General features: G+C 66.8%; 17 protein-coding genes. 7 read left to right on the top strand and 10 right to left on the bottom strand.

What is annotated here, in order from left to right; translation table 11 throughout:
• Positions 1-24: 24 nt before the first annotated feature.
• The 5 genes from D5S18_RS20545 to D5S18_RS20525 are packed head-to-tail and all read right to left on the bottom strand — an operon-like array spanning position 25 to position 4,590.
• The gene (locus tag D5S18_RS20545) at positions 25-441 is read right to left on the bottom strand and encodes a MarR family winged helix-turn-helix transcriptional regulator (RefSeq protein WP_120042664.1); all 417 of its coding nucleotides are present in this window, start codon (positions 439-441) and stop codon (positions 25-27) included.
• A complete protein-coding gene (locus D5S18_RS20540) occupies positions 431-1,807 on the bottom strand; it encodes an MFS transporter (protein WP_120042663.1) in 1,377 nt (458 codons plus the stop codon). The genes D5S18_RS20545 and D5S18_RS20540 overlap by 11 nt, the downstream gene beginning before the upstream one ends.
• 58 nt (positions 1,808-1,865) lie before the next feature.
• Complete coding sequence (locus tag D5S18_RS20535) at positions 1,866-2,915, bottom strand: ABC transporter substrate-binding protein (protein WP_120042662.1); 1,050 nt, start codon at positions 2,913-2,915, stop codon at positions 1,866-1,868.
• 3 nt (positions 2,916-2,918) lie between these two features.
• Positions 2,919-3,794, bottom strand: a complete 876-nt coding sequence (locus D5S18_RS20530; protein WP_239003893.1) for an ABC transporter permease — start codon at positions 3,792-3,794, stop codon at positions 2,919-2,921.
• Positions 3,784-4,590 carry an ABC transporter ATP-binding protein gene (locus tag D5S18_RS20525; protein ID WP_120042661.1) on the bottom strand — a complete coding sequence of 269 codons (807 nt, stop codon included), beginning with the start codon at positions 4,588-4,590 and terminating at the stop codon, positions 3,784-3,786. Before D5S18_RS20525 ends, D5S18_RS20530 begins: the two co-directional genes overlap by 11 nt.
• A 148-nt stretch (positions 4,591-4,738) precedes the next feature.
• On the opposite strand from D5S18_RS20525, the gene D5S18_RS20520 reads away from it, so the two are divergent.
• The 3 genes from D5S18_RS20520 to D5S18_RS20510 all read left to right on the top strand — a co-directional run bounded on the left by D5S18_RS20520 (position 4,739) and on the right by D5S18_RS20510 (position 8,051).
• Positions 4,739-6,409, top strand: a complete 1,671-nt coding sequence (locus tag D5S18_RS20520) for an ATP-binding protein (RefSeq protein ID WP_120042660.1) — start codon at positions 4,739-4,741, stop codon at positions 6,407-6,409.
• Positions 6,406-7,071 (top strand): response regulator, encoded by a 666-nt coding sequence (locus D5S18_RS20515; protein ID WP_120042659.1) that lies wholly within the window; start codon positions 6,406-6,408, stop codon positions 7,069-7,071. Before D5S18_RS20520 ends, D5S18_RS20515 begins: the two co-directional genes overlap by 4 nt.
• Before the next feature lie 92 nt (positions 7,072-7,163).
• The gene (locus D5S18_RS20510; protein ID WP_158607913.1) at positions 7,164-8,051 is read left to right on the top strand and encodes an alpha/beta fold hydrolase; all 888 of its coding nucleotides are present in this window, start codon (positions 7,164-7,166) and stop codon (positions 8,049-8,051) included.
• Between the two features lie 44 nt (positions 8,052-8,095).
• Here D5S18_RS20510 and D5S18_RS20505 read toward each other — a convergent pair whose 3' ends face one another.
• Positions 8,096-9,712, bottom strand: coding sequence for a phospholipase C (locus D5S18_RS20505; protein WP_120042657.1), 1,617 nt, complete (start codon positions 9,710-9,712; stop codon positions 8,096-8,098).
• Positions 9,713-9,896: 184 nt separating this feature from the next.
• On the opposite strand from D5S18_RS20505, the gene D5S18_RS20500 reads away from it, so the two are divergent.
• Positions 9,897-11,486, top strand: a complete 1,590-nt coding sequence (locus D5S18_RS20500; protein WP_120042656.1) for a purple acid phosphatase family protein — start codon at positions 9,897-9,899, stop codon at positions 11,484-11,486.
• A gap of 68 nt (positions 11,487-11,554) precedes the next feature.
• Here D5S18_RS20500 and D5S18_RS20495 read toward each other — a convergent pair whose 3' ends face one another.
• Both D5S18_RS20495 and D5S18_RS20490 read right to left on the bottom strand, forming a co-directional pair.
• A complete protein-coding gene (locus D5S18_RS20495; protein WP_120042655.1) occupies positions 11,555-12,316 on the bottom strand; it encodes a siderophore-interacting protein in 762 nt (253 codons plus the stop codon).
• Positions 12,317-12,418: 102 nt separating this feature from the next.
• On the bottom strand, positions 12,419-13,660 hold the full coding sequence (locus D5S18_RS20490; RefSeq protein ID WP_158607912.1) for a YbfB/YjiJ family MFS transporter: 1,242 nt from the start codon (positions 13,658-13,660) through the stop codon (positions 12,419-12,421).
• Positions 13,661-13,903: 243 nt separating this feature from the next.
• Here D5S18_RS20490 and D5S18_RS20485 point away from each other — a divergent pair, with 243 nt between their 5' ends.
• Positions 13,904-14,869: an Rpn family recombination-promoting nuclease/putative transposase gene (locus D5S18_RS20485; protein WP_120042653.1), complete on the top strand. Its 966-nt coding sequence runs from the start codon at positions 13,904-13,906 to the stop codon at positions 14,867-14,869.
• 69 nt (positions 14,870-14,938) lie between these two features.
• Here the strand turns inward: D5S18_RS20485 and D5S18_RS20480 are convergent, their stop codons facing one another.
• Entirely contained in the window at positions 14,939-15,931 is a 993-nt protein-coding gene (locus D5S18_RS20480) for an LLM class flavin-dependent oxidoreductase (RefSeq protein WP_120042652.1), read from the bottom strand.
• Positions 15,932-16,249: 318 nt separating this feature from the next.
• On the opposite strand from D5S18_RS20480, the gene D5S18_RS20475 reads away from it, so the two are divergent.
• Complete coding sequence (locus tag D5S18_RS20475) at positions 16,250-17,677, top strand: amino acid permease (RefSeq protein ID WP_120042651.1); 1,428 nt, start codon at positions 16,250-16,252, stop codon at positions 17,675-17,677.
• Between the two features lie 46 nt (positions 17,678-17,723).
• Here D5S18_RS20475 and D5S18_RS20470 read toward each other — a convergent pair whose 3' ends face one another.
• On the bottom strand, positions 17,724-19,136 hold the full coding sequence (locus tag D5S18_RS20470) for an MDR family MFS transporter (RefSeq protein ID WP_120042650.1): 1,413 nt from the start codon (positions 19,134-19,136) through the stop codon (positions 17,724-17,726).
• A gap of 248 nt (positions 19,137-19,384) precedes the next feature.
• Here D5S18_RS20470 and curA point away from each other — a divergent pair, with 248 nt between their 5' ends.
• On the top strand, positions 19,385-20,395 hold the full coding sequence (curA, locus tag D5S18_RS20465) for an NADPH-dependent curcumin/dihydrocurcumin reductase (protein WP_120042649.1): 1,011 nt from the start codon (positions 19,385-19,387) through the stop codon (positions 20,393-20,395).
• Positions 20,396-20,455 lie beyond the last annotated feature (60 nt).

Below are 20,455 nucleotides of genomic sequence, written 5' to 3'. Positions count from 1 at the left end.
GTGAATTCGCCCGGCGCGGAACACTCACTGCTGGAGTCGGGTCAGCAGGTCGTGCAGGGTGCGCAGTTCGGCGGGGGACAGCTCGGTCAGGGCCGGCGGAGCCGGATCGGGTATCTCCGCTGCCTGAACCAGCACGGTGCGGCCCGCCTCGGTGAGGGTGACGAGTTTGCAGCGGCGATTGTCGGGGTTGGTATCGCGCACGACCAAGCCGCGCTCGACCAGGTCGTTGACGGCCACGGTGGCCGCGGGTTTGTCGACGACGGCGGCGGCGGCCAGTTGGGACAGGGTCATGGCTCCCGCGCGCAGCCGTTTGAGGACGCGAATCCGGCTGAACGGCAGACCGGTTCGCTCGGCGACGGCGCGCCGCCACGGATCCCGGTGCTCCATCACCGTGTGGGTGAGCAGCGACCAGACCGTGTCGGCGGTGGGTTCAGCGGACATCGGCGAGCACCTTCTGTTCGAGCATCGGGGCGACGCGTTCCTGTGAACGTCGCGCCCACGCAGTATTCGAGAGCAGACCCAGCAGCGCCACCCCCGCGGTGAATACCGCGATGACCCACCACACTCCGGTCGTGCTCAGCAGTCCGCACAGTGCGACGCCGACACTGACGCCGACCTGGCGGCTGGTCGAGGCGACGGCGGCGGCCGCGCCCGCCCGATCCAGCGGCATCCCGCTCACGGCCGAGGTGGTGATGGGCGCGTTCACCGCGCCGAAGCCGAGACCGAAGACCGCGAAGATGCTCAGCAGCACCCACACCGGGGTGTGCGGATCGAGTTGGGTGAGCGCGAGCGCGGCGGCGGTCATGGCGATGCCCGCGATCAGCAGTGAGGGGCGGGTGCCGTAGCGGCCGACCAGTCGTCCGGACAGCGGTGAGGACACCAGCGTGGCCATCGCCATGGCCAGGTAGAGGATGCCGGTGTGCACGGCCGAATATCCGCGCACCGACTGCAGATAGATCGAATTGGTGAACAGGAACGCGCCAAGGCCCGCGAAGGCGAAGACGGCGATGACGGTGGCCGAGGAGAAGGGTGCGCTGTGGAAGAAGCGCAGATCGATGAACGGCTCCGCGTGCCTGCGCTCGTACCAGATGAACGCGCCCACCGCGAGGACGGCGGCCAGGAAGATGGCAGGCTGGGCTTCGATCAGCCCGAACATCAGGGTGAACAGGAAGATCATGGCCAGCAGTTGACCCACCGGATCGAATCGGCGCACCCGACTCGACTTCGATTCGGGCACCAGGATCGTGGTGAGCACGACGGCGACCGCGCAGATCGGCAGGTTGATCCAGAACACCGACTGCCAGCCCCACGCGTCGATGAGCACGCCGCCGACGATCGGTCCCAGCGCCATGGCGATGCCGACCACCGCGCCCCAGATGCCCACGGCGCGTGCGCGTTCCATTCTGCCGGGGAAGACGGTGGTGATGATCGACATGGCGACGGGATTCAGCATCGACCCGCCCAGGCCCTGCACCAGGCGCGCGGCGATGAGCACCTCGATGTTGGGGGCCAGGCTGCACAGCAGCGAACCGATGCCGAACACGATCAGCCCGATGCGGAACATCCGCTTGCGGCCGAACCGGTCCGCGGTCGCGCCCGAGAGCAGGTAGAAGGTGGCCAGGGTGAGGGTGTAGATGTCGATGATCCACTGCAGCCGGGTCATCGAGGCGTTCAGGTCCGTGCGGATGGCCGGGATGGCGACATTGACGATGGAGGCGTCCATCGACACGATGAACAAACTCAGGCAGCAGGTAGCCAGGACGAGCCATTTCCGCCGCGCGGACGGGTCCGCCACCGTTGTAGTCATACAACGATTGTGTCGTTACAACTGTTCGAATGGCAAACGTTTCGCGCTGTGGCGACGATCACCGCCGCGCGCCGCGCAACGCTTCTTCCACGAATGCGGTCGTATAGGTCTCTTCCACCTTGATTCGGTCCCGCACCGGGGCCACATTGCGGGAGTACCTGCCCAGGATGTTCCGGACATTCTGCGCCCCTTCGGGTTTCATCAGGCCGGTGCCGTTGAACATGCCTATGGAGTCGCGGATGGACTGGATGTAGAGATCCTTTCCGGCATTGGCGTACTGCGGGGGCATCTTGGCGGCTATCTCCTCCGGCGTGTGCGCGGTGATCCACCGCAGCGTCTGCACGAAGGCCGCCACCAGTTTGCGGACGATATCGGGATGCGCGTCGATGGTGTCGCAGCGCATGTACAGCGAGGTGGACGGGTAGAGCCCGCCGAGTGCGGCGCGGGTGCCCGCCTCGGTGCGCATATCCACCAGCACCTTCGCCTCGCCGGAGGTCACCATCTGCGCCACGGTCGGATCGGTGGTCATGCCCGCGTCGATGCCATTGTGGTTCATCCCCGCGATGAAGGTCTGTCCCGCACCGACTTTCACGCGGGTGTAGTCGGCGGTGGTCAAACCTTCCTGACCGGTGAGCGCCTGGGTCAGGAAGTCGGTGGAGGACCCGAGCGAGGTGACGCCGAGATTGCGCCCCTTCAGATCTCGCACCGAGGTGATGGCGGCCGTGTCGGCCTTGGACACCAACTCCACCTCACCGGGCACATCGGCGAACTGGACCACCGATTTGAGGCACTGATCCTTGGCCTGCAGATCGATGGTGTGGTCGTAGAAGCCGATCACCCCTTGCACATCGCCGGTGAGCAGCGCGGTTTCGGCATTCGCGCCGGATTGCTCGCCGAGCAGCTTCACATCGATATCGTTCTTCTCGAAGAAGCCGAGCTGCTTGGTCAGCATGGCCGGAAGGTAGATCACCTTCTCCAGACCGCCGACCATGATGGTGATCTGCGGTCGTCCGTCGGCCATCGGGATGGTGCGCGAATCCCGGCAGCCCGCCGCGAACAGGGTGGTCGCGGCCAGCAAGGCAGCCGCGAAATGTTTGCCATAACCCATGATTCAGATCCCGTGACTCGACTGCGCCTGCGACGGACGCCATTTCAGCAACTTCGCCTCGGCGAAACCGATGGCCCATTCGGCGATGAGGGCGATCACGGTGATGATGATCATGCCCGCGTAGATGCCCGCCGAGTCGAAGGTGCCCTGCGCATTGCTGATGAGCAGACCTAAACCCTTCGAGGCCCCGGCGTATTCGCCGACGACCGCGCCGATGAGGGCGAAGCCGAATGCGGTGTGCAGGCTGGACAGGATCCAGGTGGTCGCGCTGGGCAGCACGATGGCGGTGAGCACCTGCCGCTTGCTCGCGCCGAGGATGCGCGCGTTGTTGATGACATTGCCGTCCACTTCGCGCGCGCCGGTGAACGCGTTGAAGAACACCGCGAAGAACACCAGCACCACCACCGTGGCCACCTTGGACTGCAATCCGAGCCCGAACCAGATGATGAACAGCGAGGCGAGCACGATGCGCGGAACCGCGTTGAGCGCCTTGATGAACGGCGCCAGCACCTCGGCCCAATACCGGCTGCGCCCGAGCAGCGTGCCCAGCACGACACCCGCCACCGTGCCGATGGCGAAGCCGAGGACGGCCTCCTGCACCGTGGTGAGGATCTGCAACCAGATGGAGCCGAATTGGGTGCCCTCGCCGAACCATTCGACCAGGCGGTGCCAGATGAGCGACGGCTTGGAGTAGAAGAACGGGTCGATCCACAGCGTCGCCGTCAGCTCCCAGGAGCCCAGCCACAGCGCGACCAGCGCCAGGCGCAGACCCCAGGTGCGAATCCGGTCGCGTCGCACGGTGGTCCGCACTCTGGCCAAAATCTGCGCGTCGGTCTCGCCCGCATCGCGGACCTCGTTCTCGATCACCTCATGCGACACGGGAGGCTCCCTGCGCTCGCGCCGCCTCGACCTGATCGCGCAGCGTTTCCCATATCTCCCGGTAGATTTCCCGGAATTCGGCGGTCAGGCGCACCTCCTCGACGGCGCGCGGCCGGGCCAACCCGACCGGGAAATCACCGCACACGGTGGCCGGGCTCGCCGTCATCACCACGACCCGATCGGCGAGCACGATGGCCTCCTCCAGATCGTGGGTGACGAAGATGACCGCCGCCCCGGTGCCCGACCAGACCCGCAGCAGTTCGTCCTGCATGAGTTGGCGGGTCTGCACGTCCAGCGCGCTGAACGGCTCGTCCATCAGAATGATCTCGGGCTCGTTGACCAGTGTCTGCGCCAGCGCGACCCGCTTGCGCATACCGCCGGAAAGTTGATGCGGGTAGTAGCCCTCGAATCCGGCCAGGCCGACCTTCGTGACCCAAGCCGCCGCCTGCTCCCTGGCCGCCGCTTTGGTCGCGCCGCGCAGGCGCGGGCCGAGTGCCACATTGTCCAGCACGGATTTCCACGGCAGCACCGCGTCCTGCTGGAACATGTAGCCGACGCCGTCGGGAATGCCGCGAACATCCTTGCCGTGCACCAGGGTTCGGCCCGAGGAGGCGGGTTCGAGCCCGGAGACCAGCGACAGGGTGGTCGACTTGCCGCAGCCGGTCGGCCCGACCACGGCGACGAATTCGCCTGCGGCGACTTGAAGATCGAGATGTGCCACGGCGGTGTGAATACCGCCGCCCGAGCCGGGAAATCGCTTCGTCGCGTCGCGCAGCTCGATGAGTGGATCGGTCATGCTGATGTAACTCCTACAGATTGGTGCACCGGAAGTTACGTGGGCGCGGTCACAGTCCGCCGGTATTGCGCACAACCGTGACAAACCGGCCGATTCGCGGGTTCTGCGCATTGTGCTCGACCAGGAATAGGTGCATTAAGCTGCGGCAATGGCCAGAGCGGGATCACCGGCCTTCCGGTTGCGCACCCAGGTGCTGATATTGCAGATCGTGATCGTGACACTGACCCTCGGCGTCGCGTTCGCGGTTTTCGGCTATATCAGCGACCGCCGCCTCGGCGAGGCATACGGTCAGCGCGCGCTCGCCATCGCCCGCACCGTGGCCGCCGACCCGATGGTCCGCGCACAGGTCGCGGGCTACGCGCCGCAGAACCTGCTCCCCGAACCCGCACTGCGCGAACGTCTCTCCGACGGCCCGCTCGAGCGATTGGCCGTGGACACCACCCAGCGCACCGGCGCGCTGTTCGTGGTGATCACCGATGACGCGGGCATCCGGCTGGCCCACCCGGACCGGGGCAGACTCGGCGAACACGTCAGCACCGATCCCTCCGGCGCGCTGGCGGGCCGCGAACCGATCCTGACCGAGCGCGGCACCCTGGGCAATTCGGTGCGCGCCAAGGTTCCGGTGCTCGAACCCAATGCCAATCGGGTGGTCGGCGCGGTGAGTGTCGGCATCTCCACCGAGGACATTCGCGATCAATTGCTCGCCGATCTGCGCACGGCGGCACTGCTCGTCGGCGCCGCACTGGCACTCGGTGTCCTCGGATCTGCCTTGCTGGCCCGGCGCTGGCGCGGCCTGACCCTCGGACTCGAACCGAATGAGCTGGCCGAACTGGTGCGCGGACAGGCCGCGGTGCTGCACGGTATCGGACGCGGCGTGCTGGCCGTCGACGCGCGCGGGCGCACCACCTTCGTCAATGACGAGGCGCGCAGGCTGCTCGGCATCGAGGCCGAGGTGGGTCAGCCGGTCGCGGGGATCGGACTCACGCCTCGGGTCTCGGAGGTGCTGGGGACCCTCGACGGGCAGCCGAGGCTCGCCGCGGTCGGCTCGCACATCGTCGTGGTGGCCGCGCGACCGGTCAGCCGCGACGGCCGCGACCTCGGTGCGGTGCTCACCGTGCGCGATCGCACCGACGTCGAGGCGCTGACCAGGCAACTCGACGCGGTGCAGTCCATGAGCACCGTGCTGCGCGCCCAGCGCCACGAATTCTCCAACAAGCTGCACCTGCTCAGCGGGCTGCTGCACCGGGGCAGTGTGACGGAGGCGGCGAAGGTGGTGGACGAACTGGTCGGCGCGGGTCCGCTCGGACCGGCCACACCGGGTATCGACGCCATCCACGACACCTACTTGCAAGCCTTCCTCGCCGCGAAGGCCGCCCACGCCAGGGAGAGCGGTGTCGAGTTGATGCTCGGTGCGAACACCTGGGTGACGGGTCGCCTGGTCGACCCGGTCGATGTCACCACCGTCGTCGGCAATCTGCTCGACAACGCCATCGAGGCGGCGCGGGTGAGCGATTCCGTGAAGGTGGTGGAAGTCGAACTGCTGCAGGAGGATTCGACGCTGCACATCGCGGTCGCCGACAGTGGCGCCGGTGTCGCGAGCGACCTGGCGGACGCGCTGTTCACCGAGGGCGTCTCCACTAAGGCGGACAAGGGCGTGCCGGGCGGGCGCGGGGTCGGCCTCGCGCTGATCCGGCAGATCGCCCGCGCCCACGGCGGCGAGGTGCGGCTGGGCTGCGGGCGGCGGGGCGATCCGCCGCTGGCCGGAGCGGAGTTCATCGCCCGGATGCCGGGCGTACTGGAAGACAGCGAGGTGGGATGAGCGTGACAGATCTGACCGTCCTGGTGGTCGACGACGATTTCCGCGTCGCCGAACTGCACGCCGCGATCGTGGCCGCCATCGCGGGTTTCACGGTGGCGGGCACCGCGAACACGGTGGCCGCGGCGCGCACGGCGGCCACCGAATTCGCCGTGGACCTCGCGCTCGTCGATGTGTATCTGCCCGACGGCTCCGGACTCGACCTGGTGCGCGAACTGTCCTGCGACACCATGGTGTTGACCGCGTCGACGGAGAGTTCCTCGGTGCGGGCCGCGGTCGCGGCGGGCGCGCTGGCCTTCCTGGTGAAGCCCTTTCCGCACACCATGCTGGCGGCCCGCCTCGCCGGATACGCCCGCTATCGCCGGGCGCTGTCGGTGGCGCAGGTGGACAATGCGCGGGTGGAGTCGGCATTGCAGGCGTTGCGGCCCGCCGCGTCGGCCGGGGCGGGCGCTGCCGCCGCGTCACCCACCAAAGAGCTCGTGCTGCACACGATCCTGGAATCGGCGGTGCCGCTGTCGGCGGGGGAGGTCGCGGGCGCGATCGGAATCTCGCGGGCCACGGCACAGCGCTACCTGGCCGCGCTGGTCGGGTCGGGGCGCATTCTGATGCGCTTGCGCTACGGGACGACGGGGCGACCGGAGCAGGAATACTCGCCACGAGGGTGAACACGCAGGGTCGGGTCGGTCACGGCGCCTGCACCGGACCGCGGGTGTTCGCCGGCATCGGCTACGGTCGGATTGTGGATGGTGCGCGTCGGGTGGGTGTGCGGAGACGGGGGCACGAATGGACGCCGGGCGGTGAGGCCGCGCCCGCCGAACTGCCGCCGTGGCGGCGCGTCGACCTGGCCGACGGTGAGCGGGTGGTGGCCAGAGTGGCCGACGGCCCGGTCCCGATCCTGCTGCTGCACGGCTGGGCCATCACCGCCGATGTGAACTTCTGTCACATCATGCAACCGCTGGCGCGCGAGTACGGGGTCCTCGCCATGGATATGCGCGGGCACGGTCGCGGTCCGGCGCTGGAACCGGGCCGCCGCTTCGATATCGCCCGCTGCGCCGACGACGCGGCCGCCCTACTGGACGCGCTCGGCATCGATCGGGTGGTGGTGTGCGGCTATTCGCTGGGCGGCCCGGTAGGTCTGGAATTCGCCCGCCGCCATCGCGATCGCGTGGCCGGACTGGTCCTGCAGGCCACCGCCATGGCCTTCGCGAGTCCGGCGGATCGGTTGGGGCGGTGGCTGTTTCGCGGGCTACGCCCGCTGGCCGACCGCAGTCCCGGCATCGGCCGCTCCGCGCCGGTCACCTACTTCCGCCACGTCCGCACGCGCGGAGCGCGCAATGCCGCCTGGTGGCCGTGGCTGCGCAGCGAACTCATGCTGTGCCATCCGCGAGTGATCGTGGACGTCATCCTCGCCGAATACGCCTTCGACTTCCGACCGCACGCGGATATCCTCGCCGGACTGCCGATCTCGGTGGTCATCACCACCCGCGACGGCGCCGTCCCGCCCGCCGATCAGCGCGAACTCGCGGCACTGCTCGATGCCAGGGTCTTCGAACTCGACGCCGGGCACGATGTCTTCCTCGACGATCCCGACATCTACTCGGCGGCCACCTTCGCCGCCATCGCCCACGTCCATCCCGACGCATGAAAAACCCCGGCATCGAGGCGATCTCGATGCCGGGGCGGTGAAAACTATTGGGTCGCGCCCGACTTGGGGTCCAGGGGCAACGTCGGCTGCGTCTTCGCACCGAAATCGAACATGCCGTCGAGCAGGCCCGCGCGCTCGTCGTAGGAATCGTCACCGATGCGGCCGGTCTTCCAGTTGTCCTCGACGAAGCGCAGGATCGAGGTCTGGTCGGTCAGCGTGTGATCGACGAAATTCGACTTGGCGTAAGGGGATACGACCAGCAGCGGCAGGCGCGGGCCGTATCCGCAGCGACCCTGATACTTGGCGGGCTTGGCCTTGACCTCGCCGCAGACGCCCGCCGAACTGAACGCGTCCTGCTCGGAGGCGGAGTTCATCACGACCTGCGCGGGCTTGTGGTCGTACCAGCCGTCGGAATCGTCATAGGCGATCACGACCGCCGTATCCTGCCACTGCGGCAGCTTCTGCAAATGATTCACCGTCTCCACCAGGAACTGCTGCTCGTCCAGCGGATCGGAGTAGGCGGCGTGACCGTCCTGATAGCCCGGCGCCTTCAGATAGCTGACGGCAGGCAGATGGCCGCCACCGGCCGCCGCCCAGAAATCGGACATGTCGTACTGGTGATTGGCCTGATCGGTCTGCCCGATCTTGTCCACCGCACTCGGCGGCAGATGATGCGGATTGGCCGTGGACTCGTAGTACTGGAACGGCTCGTGATGCGGAATGTAGTCGTCCTTGACGCCGAACGGCTTCGCGCCGTCCTTACCGGTGCCGCCGAGCGCGATGCCGACATTGTGCTTGGCACCGCACACGGCCTTGCCGTCCTCGGTCGCCGTCGGCTTGAAACCGCCCTCGAAGAAACCCCAGGTGATGCCCTTCTTATTGAGCAGATCACCGATATTGGTTCCGGTCATCCGCACCTGGTCGCGGGTGGAGCAGTCGTCACCGAGCGGCTGCGGATCGCCGATGACGGTGTCCTGGCCATTGCCCGCGTTCTCCAGGACCGTGTCCTCGGGGAAGGGTTTGCCCGCGGGCGGCTGCTTCGCGCCGACCCCGTGCGTCTGACCGGAGACCAAATTCAGCGCGCCCGGCGTGGACGGGCCGAAGGTGGTGCCGTAAGAGTTGTCGCTCATCGCGTACTGCTGGGCGTAATTCCACAGCGCCGTCACCGAATTGCCGTCGTAGTAGCCCATCACCAGACCCTGCGGGCCATACAGCGGGGCCTGACACTGGGTGCCCTCGGCGACCTCGGTGTGCTCCACGAATTTATCCATCTTGCCGCCGTTGAACGCGGCCTGCTCATCCTTGTACTCGTGATCCTGATCGCAGGTGACCTGCTGCGTGGGACCGCCGAGCCGGATCGGCTGGAACCTGTTCGGATTGTGCGTCAACAGATCGGGAGTCAGCCCGTCGACCCGCGGCGTACCCGCCTTCGCGGTGAACTTGGCGCCATCGGTGTTGGCGGCATTCGGGTAGGTGCCGAAGTAGTGATCGAAGGACACATTCTCCTGAAAAAGCACCACCAGGTGCTTGATCGGTGTCGCCGTCTCCGACGCCCTGTCGGAACTGCTCGAACACGCTGTCGCGGTGAGCGCGAGCAGCGCCCCGGCCGCCGCCGCGCGCCGGACCCGGTGGGCAGCGCGGCTGCCCCGGATGGTGGACATGTGACCTCCTGGTCGATGAAACAAACGCACGTCCGCGACACCGACCCTGCACCGGGCGCGGCGCGAACGCTCGGGTAATCATGCGCTGACCTTGATGAACGTCCGCTGAAAAGCAGACAAACGCTGCGGGCCGCGCCGGAGTTCACGCGGCGTTCGGTTGGAATTCGCGACCCCGCGATAGGACATGCGGGTGGTAGATGAGAACGAACGCCCGACCGAGACCCCGCGAAAAATCAGCCGCCGCACCCTCTTCGGCGCGGCGGGCGCGGCCGCCGTGGCGGGCGGCGCGGTCGGACTCGGCGGCGGCGCGGTGCTATTCGGCAAACCGAGCGCGCCGGACCTGTGGCGGCGACCCGACACCTCGGGCGCGCCCCGCGTCGGCGGACTGCACCTGCAATTCGGCGGCGACGCCGCCACCGAGGCGGTGGTCTCCTGGCACAGCACCACCCCGATCGCCAATCCGAGGGTGCTGCTCGGCTCGCCCACCGGCGGATTCGGCCAGACCTTCCCGGCCCGCACCGTCACCTATCGGGATGGCAAGTCGCAGAAGGAGGTTCGGGTCAACCACGCGCGACTGACCGGCCTGACCCCCGACACCGACTACGTCTACGCCGCCGTCCACGACGGCGCCACCCCCGAACTCGGCACGCTGCGCACCGCGCCGCGCGGCCGAGCCGCCTTCCGCTGGACCAGCTTCGGTGATCAAGCCACCCCGACCCTCACCAAACAGATCAACGGGGCGTACACCAACGACAATCGCGGCACCCCCGCCGCAGGCGATATCACTGCGGGCATCGAACAGATGGCCCCCCTGTTCAACCTCATGAACGGCGACCTCTGCTACGCCGACCTGGCCACCGACCGGGTCCGCACCTGGTCGGACTGGTTCGACAACAACTCCCGCTCCGCCCGCTACCGGCCGTGGATGCCCGCACCGGGCAACCATGAGAACGAACTGGGCAACGGCCCCATCGGATTCGGCGCGTACCAGGCGTATTTCGACCTGCCCGACTCGGGTTCGGATCCGCAGACGCGCGGGCTGTGGTACTCGTTCACCGTCGGCGCGATGCGGGTGATCAGCCTGGCCAATGACGACATCTGCCTACAGGACGGCGGCAACTCCTACGTCCGCGGGTACTCCGGCGGCGCGCAGAAGCGTTGGCTCGAGACGGAATTGGCCAAGGCGCGCGCCGATCGGAATATCGACTGGGTGGTGGTGTGCATGCATCAGACCGCCGTTTCCACCGCGCGCGTCGGCAACGGGGCCGATCTCGGCATCCGACAGGAGTGGCTGCCGCTGTTCGACAAGTACGGCGTGGATCTGGTGGTCTGCGGGCACGAGCACCACTACGAGCGCTCGCATGCCGTGCGGGGTGTGCTCGGCACCGATACCGTCACGCCCGCACCGGTTTTCGGTGGGGGAGCCGAGATCGATACCTCGAAAGGCACGGTCCACCTGGTCATCGGCGGTGGCGGCACTTCCACGCCGTCGAACAAAGCGCTGTTCGACACGCCCCGCGCGCGGGTGCTCATGAGCGTCGGCGACTACGACCCGAATATCCGGCGCAAGGCGCAGAACTATCTCGAGGAGGACGCGGTGTGGTCCGCCTTCCGGGACCACGAGAACCCATACGGGTTCGTCGCTTTCGATGTCGAGCCGGGACAGAAGGGCGGGCGGACGACAATGCGCGCCACCTACTACGCGCTGACCGGTCCCGCCGGGGAGTTGACGCCGGTGGACCGGTTCACGTTGAGTCGACCGCGTACCGATTAGTACCGGCCGCCGCACACCGAATCCGGTGTGCGGCGGGCCGATTCAGGCCGGATTCGGCACCGCCTGATTCAGGCCGGATTCGGCACCGACTCCGCCTCGGCGAGCTCCTGCTTCCACACCCGGAAACCCTCCTCGGTGTGGCCGCGCCGCCAGTAGCCGGAGATGGACTGTGCCCACTCGGCGGACACAGTCCGTTCGCGGCGGATGTAGCGGCGCAGATCATGCATGATGGCGTGGGCCTCGCCGTGCATGAAGACCTGCACATTGCCGCTGTCCCACGGGGCATTTCGGACCGTCGCGGCGAGCAGTTCGCCCGGTGCCCGGTCGCCGCGCTCCAGCCAGGTGAGTTCGACACCCTCCGGCTTGTCCAGGGGCAGTTTGTCTTCCGGGCCGGAGACCTCGAGGAACACGCGGCCGACGGCGGTGGGCGCCATGGCCTCCAGCGCGGAAGCGATGGCCGGGATGGCGGATTCGTCGCCGGCCAGCAGGTGCCAGTCGGCGTCGGCGCGCGGGGCGTACGCGCCGCCGGGGCCGAGCAGCGAGAGGGTTTCGCCGGGTTGCGCCGCGGCGGCCCACGGACCCGCGATGCCCTCATCGCCGTGGGTGACGAAATCGGCGGCCAGTTCGCCCTTCTCCGCATCGACCTTGCGAATGGTGTAGGTGCGCATGACCTCGCCACCCTCGCGCGGGAACAGGAATTTCACGTACTGGTCGGTGAACTCGTTGGTCTGGTAGTCGGCGAAGCCCGGTCCGCCGAACCAGACGCGGATCAGGTGCGGGGTGAGCCGTTCGGTGCGCAGCACGGTCAGTGTGGTGCGAGTCCGGGCCATGGATCGTCCTCCGATATCAGGGTTAGTTAGGTATACCTTACAAGCTACGCCCCGACTTTGGAATTGTATATATCGCCGACCTATCGCCGACCTATCGGCGACCTATCGGCGATCTCGCGCGCCGAGCGCGGCGATCGCCGCCAACACCACCAGACCCGACCCGAGCAGCAGCGCCGACCGGTAGCCGCTGTGCAGCAGTGGCGCGGCCAGTAGCGGTCCGACCACTTGGCCCACCGCGTATCCCGTGGTCAGTACCGCGAGCGCGCGCGGACCGCGCAGGTTCCCGCCGATACCCGCCGCCAAAGCGACAATGCCCATGAACGTCGCCCCGAACAGCACCGCCGAAATCAGCGCCGCTACCATACCGCCCATCAGTGCGGGCAATGCCATGCCGACCGCCTGCGCCAGCAATGCCGCGATCAGTAACCATGCGGGGGAGTGGCGATGTGCGAGATGGGTCCACAGCACCGTCGACGGGAAGGCCGCCAGGCCGACGAGAATCCAAGCGGCATTGCCGATTTCGGCCGGAGCGGTGCGTTGGACGGCGGCGACGAGGAAGGTGCCCGCGATGATGTACCCGACGCCCTGGAGGCTGTAGCTCGTCATGAGCGCGGCGAACTTTCGACTCCGCGTACGGGAGTCATCCACGGGCGCAGGGGAATTCGACTCCGGCGCGGTGTGTCCTTCGCTCGGTTCGAGTGGCGCATGTCGCGCGAGATCGTCCGAGGTTGTCTGCGTGGTCGCCCGAGCGGGCATCGGATCCACCGCACCGCCCACCAGCGGCCAGGCATATACGACGCACACCACCCCGAGCACCGCGCATCCCACCCACGTCGACTCCCACGACCCATGCGACAGCGCCAGAACCAGCACCCCCGAAGCCGCGATCCCCACCCCGACCCCACCGAATGCCCAACCGGTCAACACCTTTCGCCCACCGGCCGCCACCCCTGCGGCGTGAATCGCCATAACCATGATGAGCGCACTCGCCACCCCGGTAATGGTGCGCAACACGAACCACGCTATCCCGCTGTGCGACAACGGCATCGCCGCCAAGGTCGCGATAAGCGCCACCAGCGCCACCCGCCACACCATCCGCGCGGTCAACAGTCGAGGCGCGACCGCGACCGCCAGCGCGCCGACGAAATATCCGAGGTAATTCCCGGTCGCCAGCAGCGCACCCGTCTGCGTCGACATCCCCGCCTGGTCATGCATCATCGGCAGGATCGGCGTAAACGCGAAGCGCCCCACCCCCATCGCCGCGACCATAGCCGCCCCGCCCCTGGTGACGGCCCGCCATACCGCTGCCCGATCCACCCCATCGGCCACCACCGTCACCGCCATCTCAATACCTCCGCATCCGAGCCACCAAATGACGGTATGCCACCGACATTTCGGCGGGAAATGCCTTATCAACACCATCTATGCGCGCGAGGCATGAAAGGTCGCGCAGTTTCGTTCGCATCCTCCATGCACCTCGGCACCCCGAATCCGAAACAGAGGCGTGTCGATTTCACAACCAAATCTCCTGTGCATCAATGGAATTGAGTTTTGTCACGGAGGGGTAACGGGTGTAGGTTGTGTCGCATGGAACGGGGGTTGACACACCACGACAAATTCTTCCGGTATGTGATGGAGGCGCCGCCGCATGCCGCGTCCGAACTGCGCGCGGTGCTACCGAAAAAGCTTGTGGCCCGTGTGGACTGGGAGGATCTGTCCCCCGAACCGGATACCTATGTCAACAGCGAACTGAAGGCCCGCCATTCCGATCTGGTGTATCGAACGACCCTGGACGGACGCGACGCCTACATCTACATCCTGATCGAGCACCAGACGAAGACCGATCCACTCATGCCGTTCCGGATGTTGGAGTACATCGTCCGGATCTGGGGTCGCTACCTCAAACGCCACCCGAAGTCGCAGACGTTGCCGCCGGTGATCCCCGTGGTCGTGCACGCCGACCAACAGGGGATCAGGTGGAACGGTCCTGTCGATCTGCACGACCTGATCGACGCGGACCCGGACACCCGCGCGGAGATCGGCGAATACCTGCCGCAGTTGCGTTTTATTCTCGACGATGTCTCGGCGATGGACGTCGACGCGTTGCGGGCGCGTCATCTCACCCCGCAGGCCTTCGCGTTGCTGACCATGCTGATCGGTACGAAGAACAACCCCAAGGTCAGGATCCATTTGAAACAGGTGATCGGCGATCTTGTCGAGGCACCGTACGGGACGATTACTCCTGCCGACATCGAGGCGATGGCCGACTACATTTACTATGCAGCGGGTCTCGATCCTAAGGAGTTGGCCAACATGTTCGAACCACTGGGACAAGACGCCAGGGAGATCGCGATGTCCACTGCACAAAGACTCAAGGCCGAAGGAGAAGTCAGTGGGCGAGCCATACTGCTGATCAATCTGTTGACCTTCAAATTCGGTACTCTACCGGCGGCCGTCAGCTATCTCGTCCATCACGCGGACGTCGCTGATCTGGACCGATGGGCGCTTCGTGTGCTGACTGCCGAGAACCTCGATGCCGTCTTCACTCCCTAGCGCGATCGGAGCCGCGCAGGCGCGCAACGATACAATTGACCAGCTCACCCGATTCAGGCCCCACCCGATTCAGGCGACGACCTTCTCCTTGATCAATTCGAAGGACCGAACCCGCTCGTCCACGTCGTAGACCAGGGTGTTGAACATGAGCTCATCGGGTTCGGTGCGCCGCACCAGATCGGTGAGTTGGGCGCGCACGGTCTCGGGCGAACCCAGCAACTGTCCTTGGCGACGCTGCGCCACGAATTCCCGCTCCCGATCATTGCGCGGAAAGTCGGCCGCCTCCTCGGGGGTCGGCAGGGCGCGCGGTCGCCCGGAGGTGAGGTAGGCGAAGGCCAGTTCCCGCGGTCGGGACAGGGCTTCGGCGCGCTCGTCGGTGTCGGCGCAGATCGCGGCGGCGGCGACCATGGCGTAGGGCTGATCCAGATACTCGGAGGGCTGGAATTTGTCCCGGTAGAGGGCCAGCGCCTGTTCGGTGTTGTTGGGCGCGATGTGGTGGGCGAAGGCGAAGCGCAGTCCGAGCAACGCCGCCACCTGGGCGCTGAATCCGCTGGAGCCGAGCAGCCAGATCTCCGGACTCTCGCCGCGACCGGGTGTCGCGATGATGCCGCCCGGCCCGCTGTCGCGGAAGTAGGCCAGTAGCGCGGCCAGTTCCCGGGGGAATGAATCGCCGGACAACCCCTCGCGGGTGCGGCGCAGTGCGAGCGCGGTGGCCTGATCGGTGCCGGGCGCCCGTCCGATGCCGAGGTCGATGCGGTCGGGATGCAGAGCATTGAGGGTGCCGAATTGTTCGGCGACCACCAGTGGCGCGTGGTTGGGCAGCATGACACCGCCGGAGCCGACCCTGATGCGGTTGGTGGCGGCGGCGAGGTGGGCGAGCAGCACGCTCGGCGCGGAGCTGGCGATACCGGGCATATTGTGATGTTCGGCGACCCAGAAGCGTTGGTATCCAAGTGCTTCCGTGCGGCGCGCGGTTTCGGTCGCGGCGGCGAGGCCCTCGCCCGCGCTGCGTCCCTGCTGCACCGGGGCGAGTTCGAGCACGGAAAGCGGGATGTCGATCATGGATCTCCTCGGGACGCGGATGACTCGTTGTGCAACATCGCGCACCGGTCGGCTATTTCCGCCATACGGCCGCAACCGAGTGGTCTGTTGTTTACCGTTGCCCGACTTTCGGATTCGACTAGGGTGTGTCCTGGCACACACGGCGTCACCATGGCGACACACCAGGTCGTGGCCGTGTGCGCAGCGGCCGGGCCGGAGCGGGACCTACTCGGGTGCGTAATACGACCGTCACACCGGCCATGCGATGATCCTGCCGCACATGGTTCGGACGGTCGGCGCGCAGCGCCCGGCCGGCACCGAACGAGGGAAGGACGCAGTATGACAACCTCGGACCGCCAGGCGCCGGACGCTGATCGCGTGGCACCGGAGGCAGGGGTCGGCACCACCGACTCCGAGGGGTATTCGCGCGGGCTCAGCTCCCGCACCATTCAGATGATCGCTATCGGCGGCGCCATCGGCACCGGTCTGTTCTACGGTGCGGGCGGCGCGATCGCGCAGGCAGGACCCGCACTGATCCTGGCCTATCTGGTGGCCGGTCTGGCCATCTTCGTCATCATGCGCGCCTTGGGCGAGTTGTTGACCTATCGGCCGGTCTCGGGCAGTTTCGCCGAGTACGCGCACGAATTCCTCGGCCGCTTCGCGGGTTTCGTGACGGGTTGGTCGTATTGGGCGGTCTGGGTGAGTACCTGCATGGCCGAGATCACCGTGGCGGGCAAGTACGTGCAGTACTGGTTCGATGTCCCGCCGTGGCTGACGGCGCTGGTGGTGTTGGCCATCATGTTCGCGGCCAATCTGATCTCGGTGCGCCTGTTCGGTGAGGGTGAGTTCTGGTTCTCCGCCATCAAGGTCACCGCGATCCTGGCGATGATCGCCATCGGTATCGGTGTGCTGGTGTTCGGCTTCGGCCACGCAGCCAATCCCACGGTCAGCAATCTGTGGAATGACGGCGGCGTCTTCCCGCACGGCTTCGGTCAGGCGCTGCTGGTGTTGCAGATCGTGGTGTTCGCCTACGTCGGTGTGGAACTGGTGGGTGTGACGGCGGGCGAGGCGCGGGATCCGAAGACCACGCTGCGCAAGGCGATCAATACCTTGCCGTTCCGTATCGGCCTGTTCTATGTGGGCGCGTTGCTGGTCATCATGTCGGTGGCGGGTTGGCGGACCTTCCACGCGGGTCGCAGCCCGTTCGTCGAGGTGTTCCAGCAGATCGGGATTCCGGCGGCCGCGGGCATCATCAATTTCGTGCTGCTGACCGCGGCGCTGTCCTCGTGCAATTCCGGTATCTATTCGACCGGTCGCATGTTGCGCAGCCTTTCGCTGCGGCAGGAGGCGCCTTCGAGTCTGGGTGCGTTGAGCAGGCGGTCGGTGCCGTGGGTCGGTATCTGCGTCTCGGCGGCGGCCATGGTGATCGGCGTGATCGTCAATATCATCTCCCCGGACAAGGCGTTCGCCTACATCACCTCGGTGTCCACCATCGGCATCATCTTCGTCTGGGGCATGATCCTGGTCTGTCATCTGTTCTATCGGGCCAAGGTGGCGCGCGGTGAGCTGCCGGCCAGTGACTACCGGCTGCCGGGCGCGCCTTACACCACGGTGCTGGCGCTGGGCTTCCTGGCCTTCGTGGTGGTGCTGCTCTTCTTCACCGAGAGCGGCCGCACCGCCGTCATCGTCGGTGTGGTGTGGGCGGCGCTGGTCTGCGGCGGCTACGCGGTGTGGAACAGGCTCGGCGCCCGCAAGGTCGCGCACTGAGAAAGTCCTTGTGCGCCGGGGCGTTTCGACAAGCCCCGGCGCATTCTCATGCGGTGGTCGCGTCGCGTCGCGGCATCATGGCCGAGGCGCACAGCATCACGATCGCCATACCGGCCACCGCCAGGAAGACCTTGTGCACAGCGGGTGAAAGCTGCTCGGCCGCAGGGTGATCGGCATGGTGCACGGCCGCGTTGACGATCGCGCCGAAGATGGCGATGCCGACCGCGCTGCCCAGTGAGCGGGCGAACAGATTCGCCGAGGTGACCACGCCGCGCTCGGTCCACTCCGCGCTCATCTGCGCGGCGATCAGCGTGGGCGTGGCGACCAGGCCCAGCCCGCTGCCGATGACGAAACACGAGGCGGCGATCTGCAGCAGGCTCGACTGCTGATTGATCAGCAAGGTCGACGCGCCGCCCAGTGCGGCCAGACCGCTGCCGATGGCCGCGGTCGCGCGAAATCCGATGCGCAGGTACACCTTTCCGGCTTGGGAGGCCGACAGCGGCCAGCCGAGTGTCAGCGCGCCGACGGTGAGTCCGCCGAGCAGCGCGCTGCTGCCGAGCACGCCCTGCGCGAAAGTGGGCACATACGAGGTGAGTCCGACCATTATCGCGCCGATCAGCATCGATGCGGTACTGCTGGCGATCACCACCCGCCGGGTGAAGATCCACAGCGGCAGAACGGGATTGGCGGCCCGCGTCTGCACGAACGCGAACAGTGCCAGCACCGCCGCGCCGCCCGCGAAGATGACGATGCTGGTGGGGGAGTTCCATGCCCACGCCTGGCCGCCTTCGAGCAGTCCGAGGATGAGCGCGCCCGCGCCCAGGGTCAGCAGGCCCGCGCCGAGGTAGTCCGCCCGGTGGCGTTGGCGCGGGGTGTTCTCGTTGAAGTGGCGTACCAGCATCCAGGCGGCTACCGCCGCGAGCGGCAGGTTGACGAAGAAGATCCAGCGCCAGCTCAGGTAGTCGGTGAAGATGCCGCCGAGTAGGGGGCCGAGCACTGAAGACAGTGCCCAGACCGAGGCGAGGTAGCCCTGCACCTTGGCCCGCTCGGTGAGGGTGTAGACATCACCCGCGATGGTCATGGACATCGGGCCGATCGCGCCGGCGCCCAGGCCCTGCACCGCCCGGAAGATGATGAGGGCGACCATGCTGGTCGCCATCCCGCACAGCAGCGAGCCGAGGGCGAAGGTCCCGATGCCGATGAGGATGACGGGTTTGCGTCCGATGGTGTCGGCGATCTTGCCGTAGATGGGGGTGCTGACGGCCTGTGCGAGCAGGTAGATGGAGAACAGCCAGGGGAATTGGGCGAAGCCGCCCAGGTTGTTGGTGATGCCAAGCACCGCCGTGGCGATAATCGTGGAGTCCAGGGCCACCAGTCCGCTGGCCAGCATGAGCGAGGCCAGCACCTTGCCGCGTGCGGAGCGAAGTCCGACGGATACCTCTTCTGTGCCGGTCGCCATCCCCGGTCCTTTCGTTAGTCTGTCAAACCACCCGCAAGCAACATATTCCCCGCGCGGCTATTCCCGCCATTCCCGTTGATGGGATCAACCGATGTTCTCGGCGTGGCGGGCATATTTCGCGATCGAGGCGTGTTCTGTTGTGCCGAGGGCGAAACCGCGCCTGTCGCGTGCGACGGGACACGACGAAGGAGTCCATCGATGATCGCTGCGATCAGCTACTCATTGGCTACCGATGCGGGGTGTCGAGTATGACCGAGTCGACGCGAATCGTGTTGGCCGCGCGCCCCGTTGGCGCGCCGACCCCGGCGAATTTCCGCACCGAGACCTACCGGTTGCCCGAAACTGCCGAGGGCCAGGTGCTGCTGCGCACCCGCTATCTCTCGCTCGATCCGTACATGCGCGGTCGGATGAGCGCGGCGAAATCCTATGCCCAGCCGGTGGCGATCGGCGAGGTGATGGTGGGCCAGACGGTGTCGGAGGTGTTGGAGTCGCGCGCCGCCGGATACGCGAAAGGCGATGTGGTTCTCGCCCAGTCGGGTTGGCAGACCCATCAGGTGACGGCGGCGGCCGGGTTGCGCACATTGGATCCGGATATCGCCCCGGTCTCCACGGCGCTCGGCGTGCTCGGGATGCCCGGCTTCACCGCGTATTCCGGTCTGCTGAAGATCGGTCGGCCGAAGGCGGGGGAGACCCTGGTGGTCGCCGCGGCGACCGGACCGGTCGGCTCGGTGGTCGGCCAATTGGCAAAACGCGAGGGGCTCGAGGTGGTCGGTATCGCGGGCGGCCCGCAGAAGGTGGCGTATCTGCGCGAACTCGGCTTCGACGCCGCGATCGACCACCGGGCGCCGGATTTCGCGGCGCAATTGGCGGCCGCGGTGCCCGACGGGATCGATATCTATTTCGAGAATGTCGGCGGAGCGGTCGCGCAGGCGGTCTATCCGCTGCTGAATAATTTCGCGCGCGTTCCGGTTTGCGGTCTCATCGCGCACTACAACGAGGAGGGATCCGAGGGCGCGGATCGATTGCCCGCATTCGTGGGGCGAATCCTGTTCCGCAGCCTCACCATTCGTGGGTTCATCCAGTCGGAGTTCGTCGAGGAACTGCGGCCGCGGTTCCTGCGGGAAATGGCCGGATGGGTCGCCGACGGCACGGTGCGCTACCGCGAGGATGTCGTGACCGGATTGGCGAACGCGCCGGAGGCATTCATCGGCCTGCTGTCGGGTCGAAACTTCGGCAAACTCATCGTGCGGGTCGACTGAGCTGGGATGTCGGTCGCCTCCCCGGATGCGGCCGACACGCCGTCGAGCGGCGGCGTTCGG

This window comes from Nocardia panacis, from assembly GCF_003598715.1.
GTDB classification, from domain to species: domain Bacteria; phylum Actinomycetota; class Actinomycetes; order Mycobacteriales; family Mycobacteriaceae; genus Nocardia; species Nocardia panacis.
The sequence above is the reverse complement of the archived record's forward strand: the minus strand, read 5'-3'. Positions and strand labels throughout refer to the sequence as shown.

Excerpts from the sequence above, each read along its gene's own strand:
- D5S18_RS20545 (WP_120042664.1), bottom strand. The coding sequence starts at position 441 with ATGTCCGCTGAACCCACCGCCGACACGGTCTGGTCGCTGCTCACCCAC.
- D5S18_RS20540 (WP_120042663.1), bottom strand. The coding sequence starts at position 1,807 with ATGACTACAACGGTGGCGGACCCGTCCGCGCGGCGGAAATGGCTCGTC.
- D5S18_RS20535 (WP_120042662.1), bottom strand. The coding sequence starts at position 2,915 with ATGGGTTATGGCAAACATTTCGCGGCTGCCTTGCTGGCCGCGACCACC.
- D5S18_RS20525 (WP_120042661.1), bottom strand. The coding sequence starts at position 4,590 with ATGACCGATCCACTCATCGAGCTGCGCGACGCGACGAAGCGATTTCCC.
- D5S18_RS20520 (WP_120042660.1), top strand. The coding sequence starts at position 4,739 with ATGGCCAGAGCGGGATCACCGGCCTTCCGGTTGCGCACCCAGGTGCTG.
- D5S18_RS20515 (WP_120042659.1), top strand. The coding sequence starts at position 6,406 with ATGAGCGTGACAGATCTGACCGTCCTGGTGGTCGACGACGATTTCCGC.
- D5S18_RS20505 (WP_120042657.1), bottom strand. The coding sequence starts at position 9,712 with ATGTCCACCATCCGGGGCAGCCGCGCTGCCCACCGGGTCCGGCGCGCG.
- D5S18_RS20500 (WP_120042656.1), top strand. The coding sequence starts at position 9,897 with ATGCGGGTGGTAGATGAGAACGAACGCCCGACCGAGACCCCGCGAAAA.
- D5S18_RS20495 (WP_120042655.1), bottom strand. The coding sequence starts at position 12,316 with ATGGCCCGGACTCGCACCACACTGACCGTGCTGCGCACCGAACGGCTC.
- D5S18_RS20490 (WP_158607912.1), bottom strand. The coding sequence starts at position 13,660 with ATGGCGGTGACGGTGGTGGCCGATGGGGTGGATCGGGCAGCGGTATGG.
- D5S18_RS20485 (WP_120042653.1), top strand. The coding sequence starts at position 13,904 with ATGGAACGGGGGTTGACACACCACGACAAATTCTTCCGGTATGTGATG.
- D5S18_RS20480 (WP_120042652.1), bottom strand. The coding sequence starts at position 15,931 with ATGATCGACATCCCGCTTTCCGTGCTCGAACTCGCCCCGGTGCAGCAG.
- D5S18_RS20475 (WP_120042651.1), top strand. The coding sequence starts at position 16,250 with ATGACAACCTCGGACCGCCAGGCGCCGGACGCTGATCGCGTGGCACCG.
- D5S18_RS20470 (WP_120042650.1), bottom strand. The coding sequence starts at position 19,136 with ATGGCGACCGGCACAGAAGAGGTATCCGTCGGACTTCGCTCCGCACGC.
- curA (WP_120042649.1), top strand. The coding sequence starts at position 19,385 with ATGACCGAGTCGACGCGAATCGTGTTGGCCGCGCGCCCCGTTGGCGCG.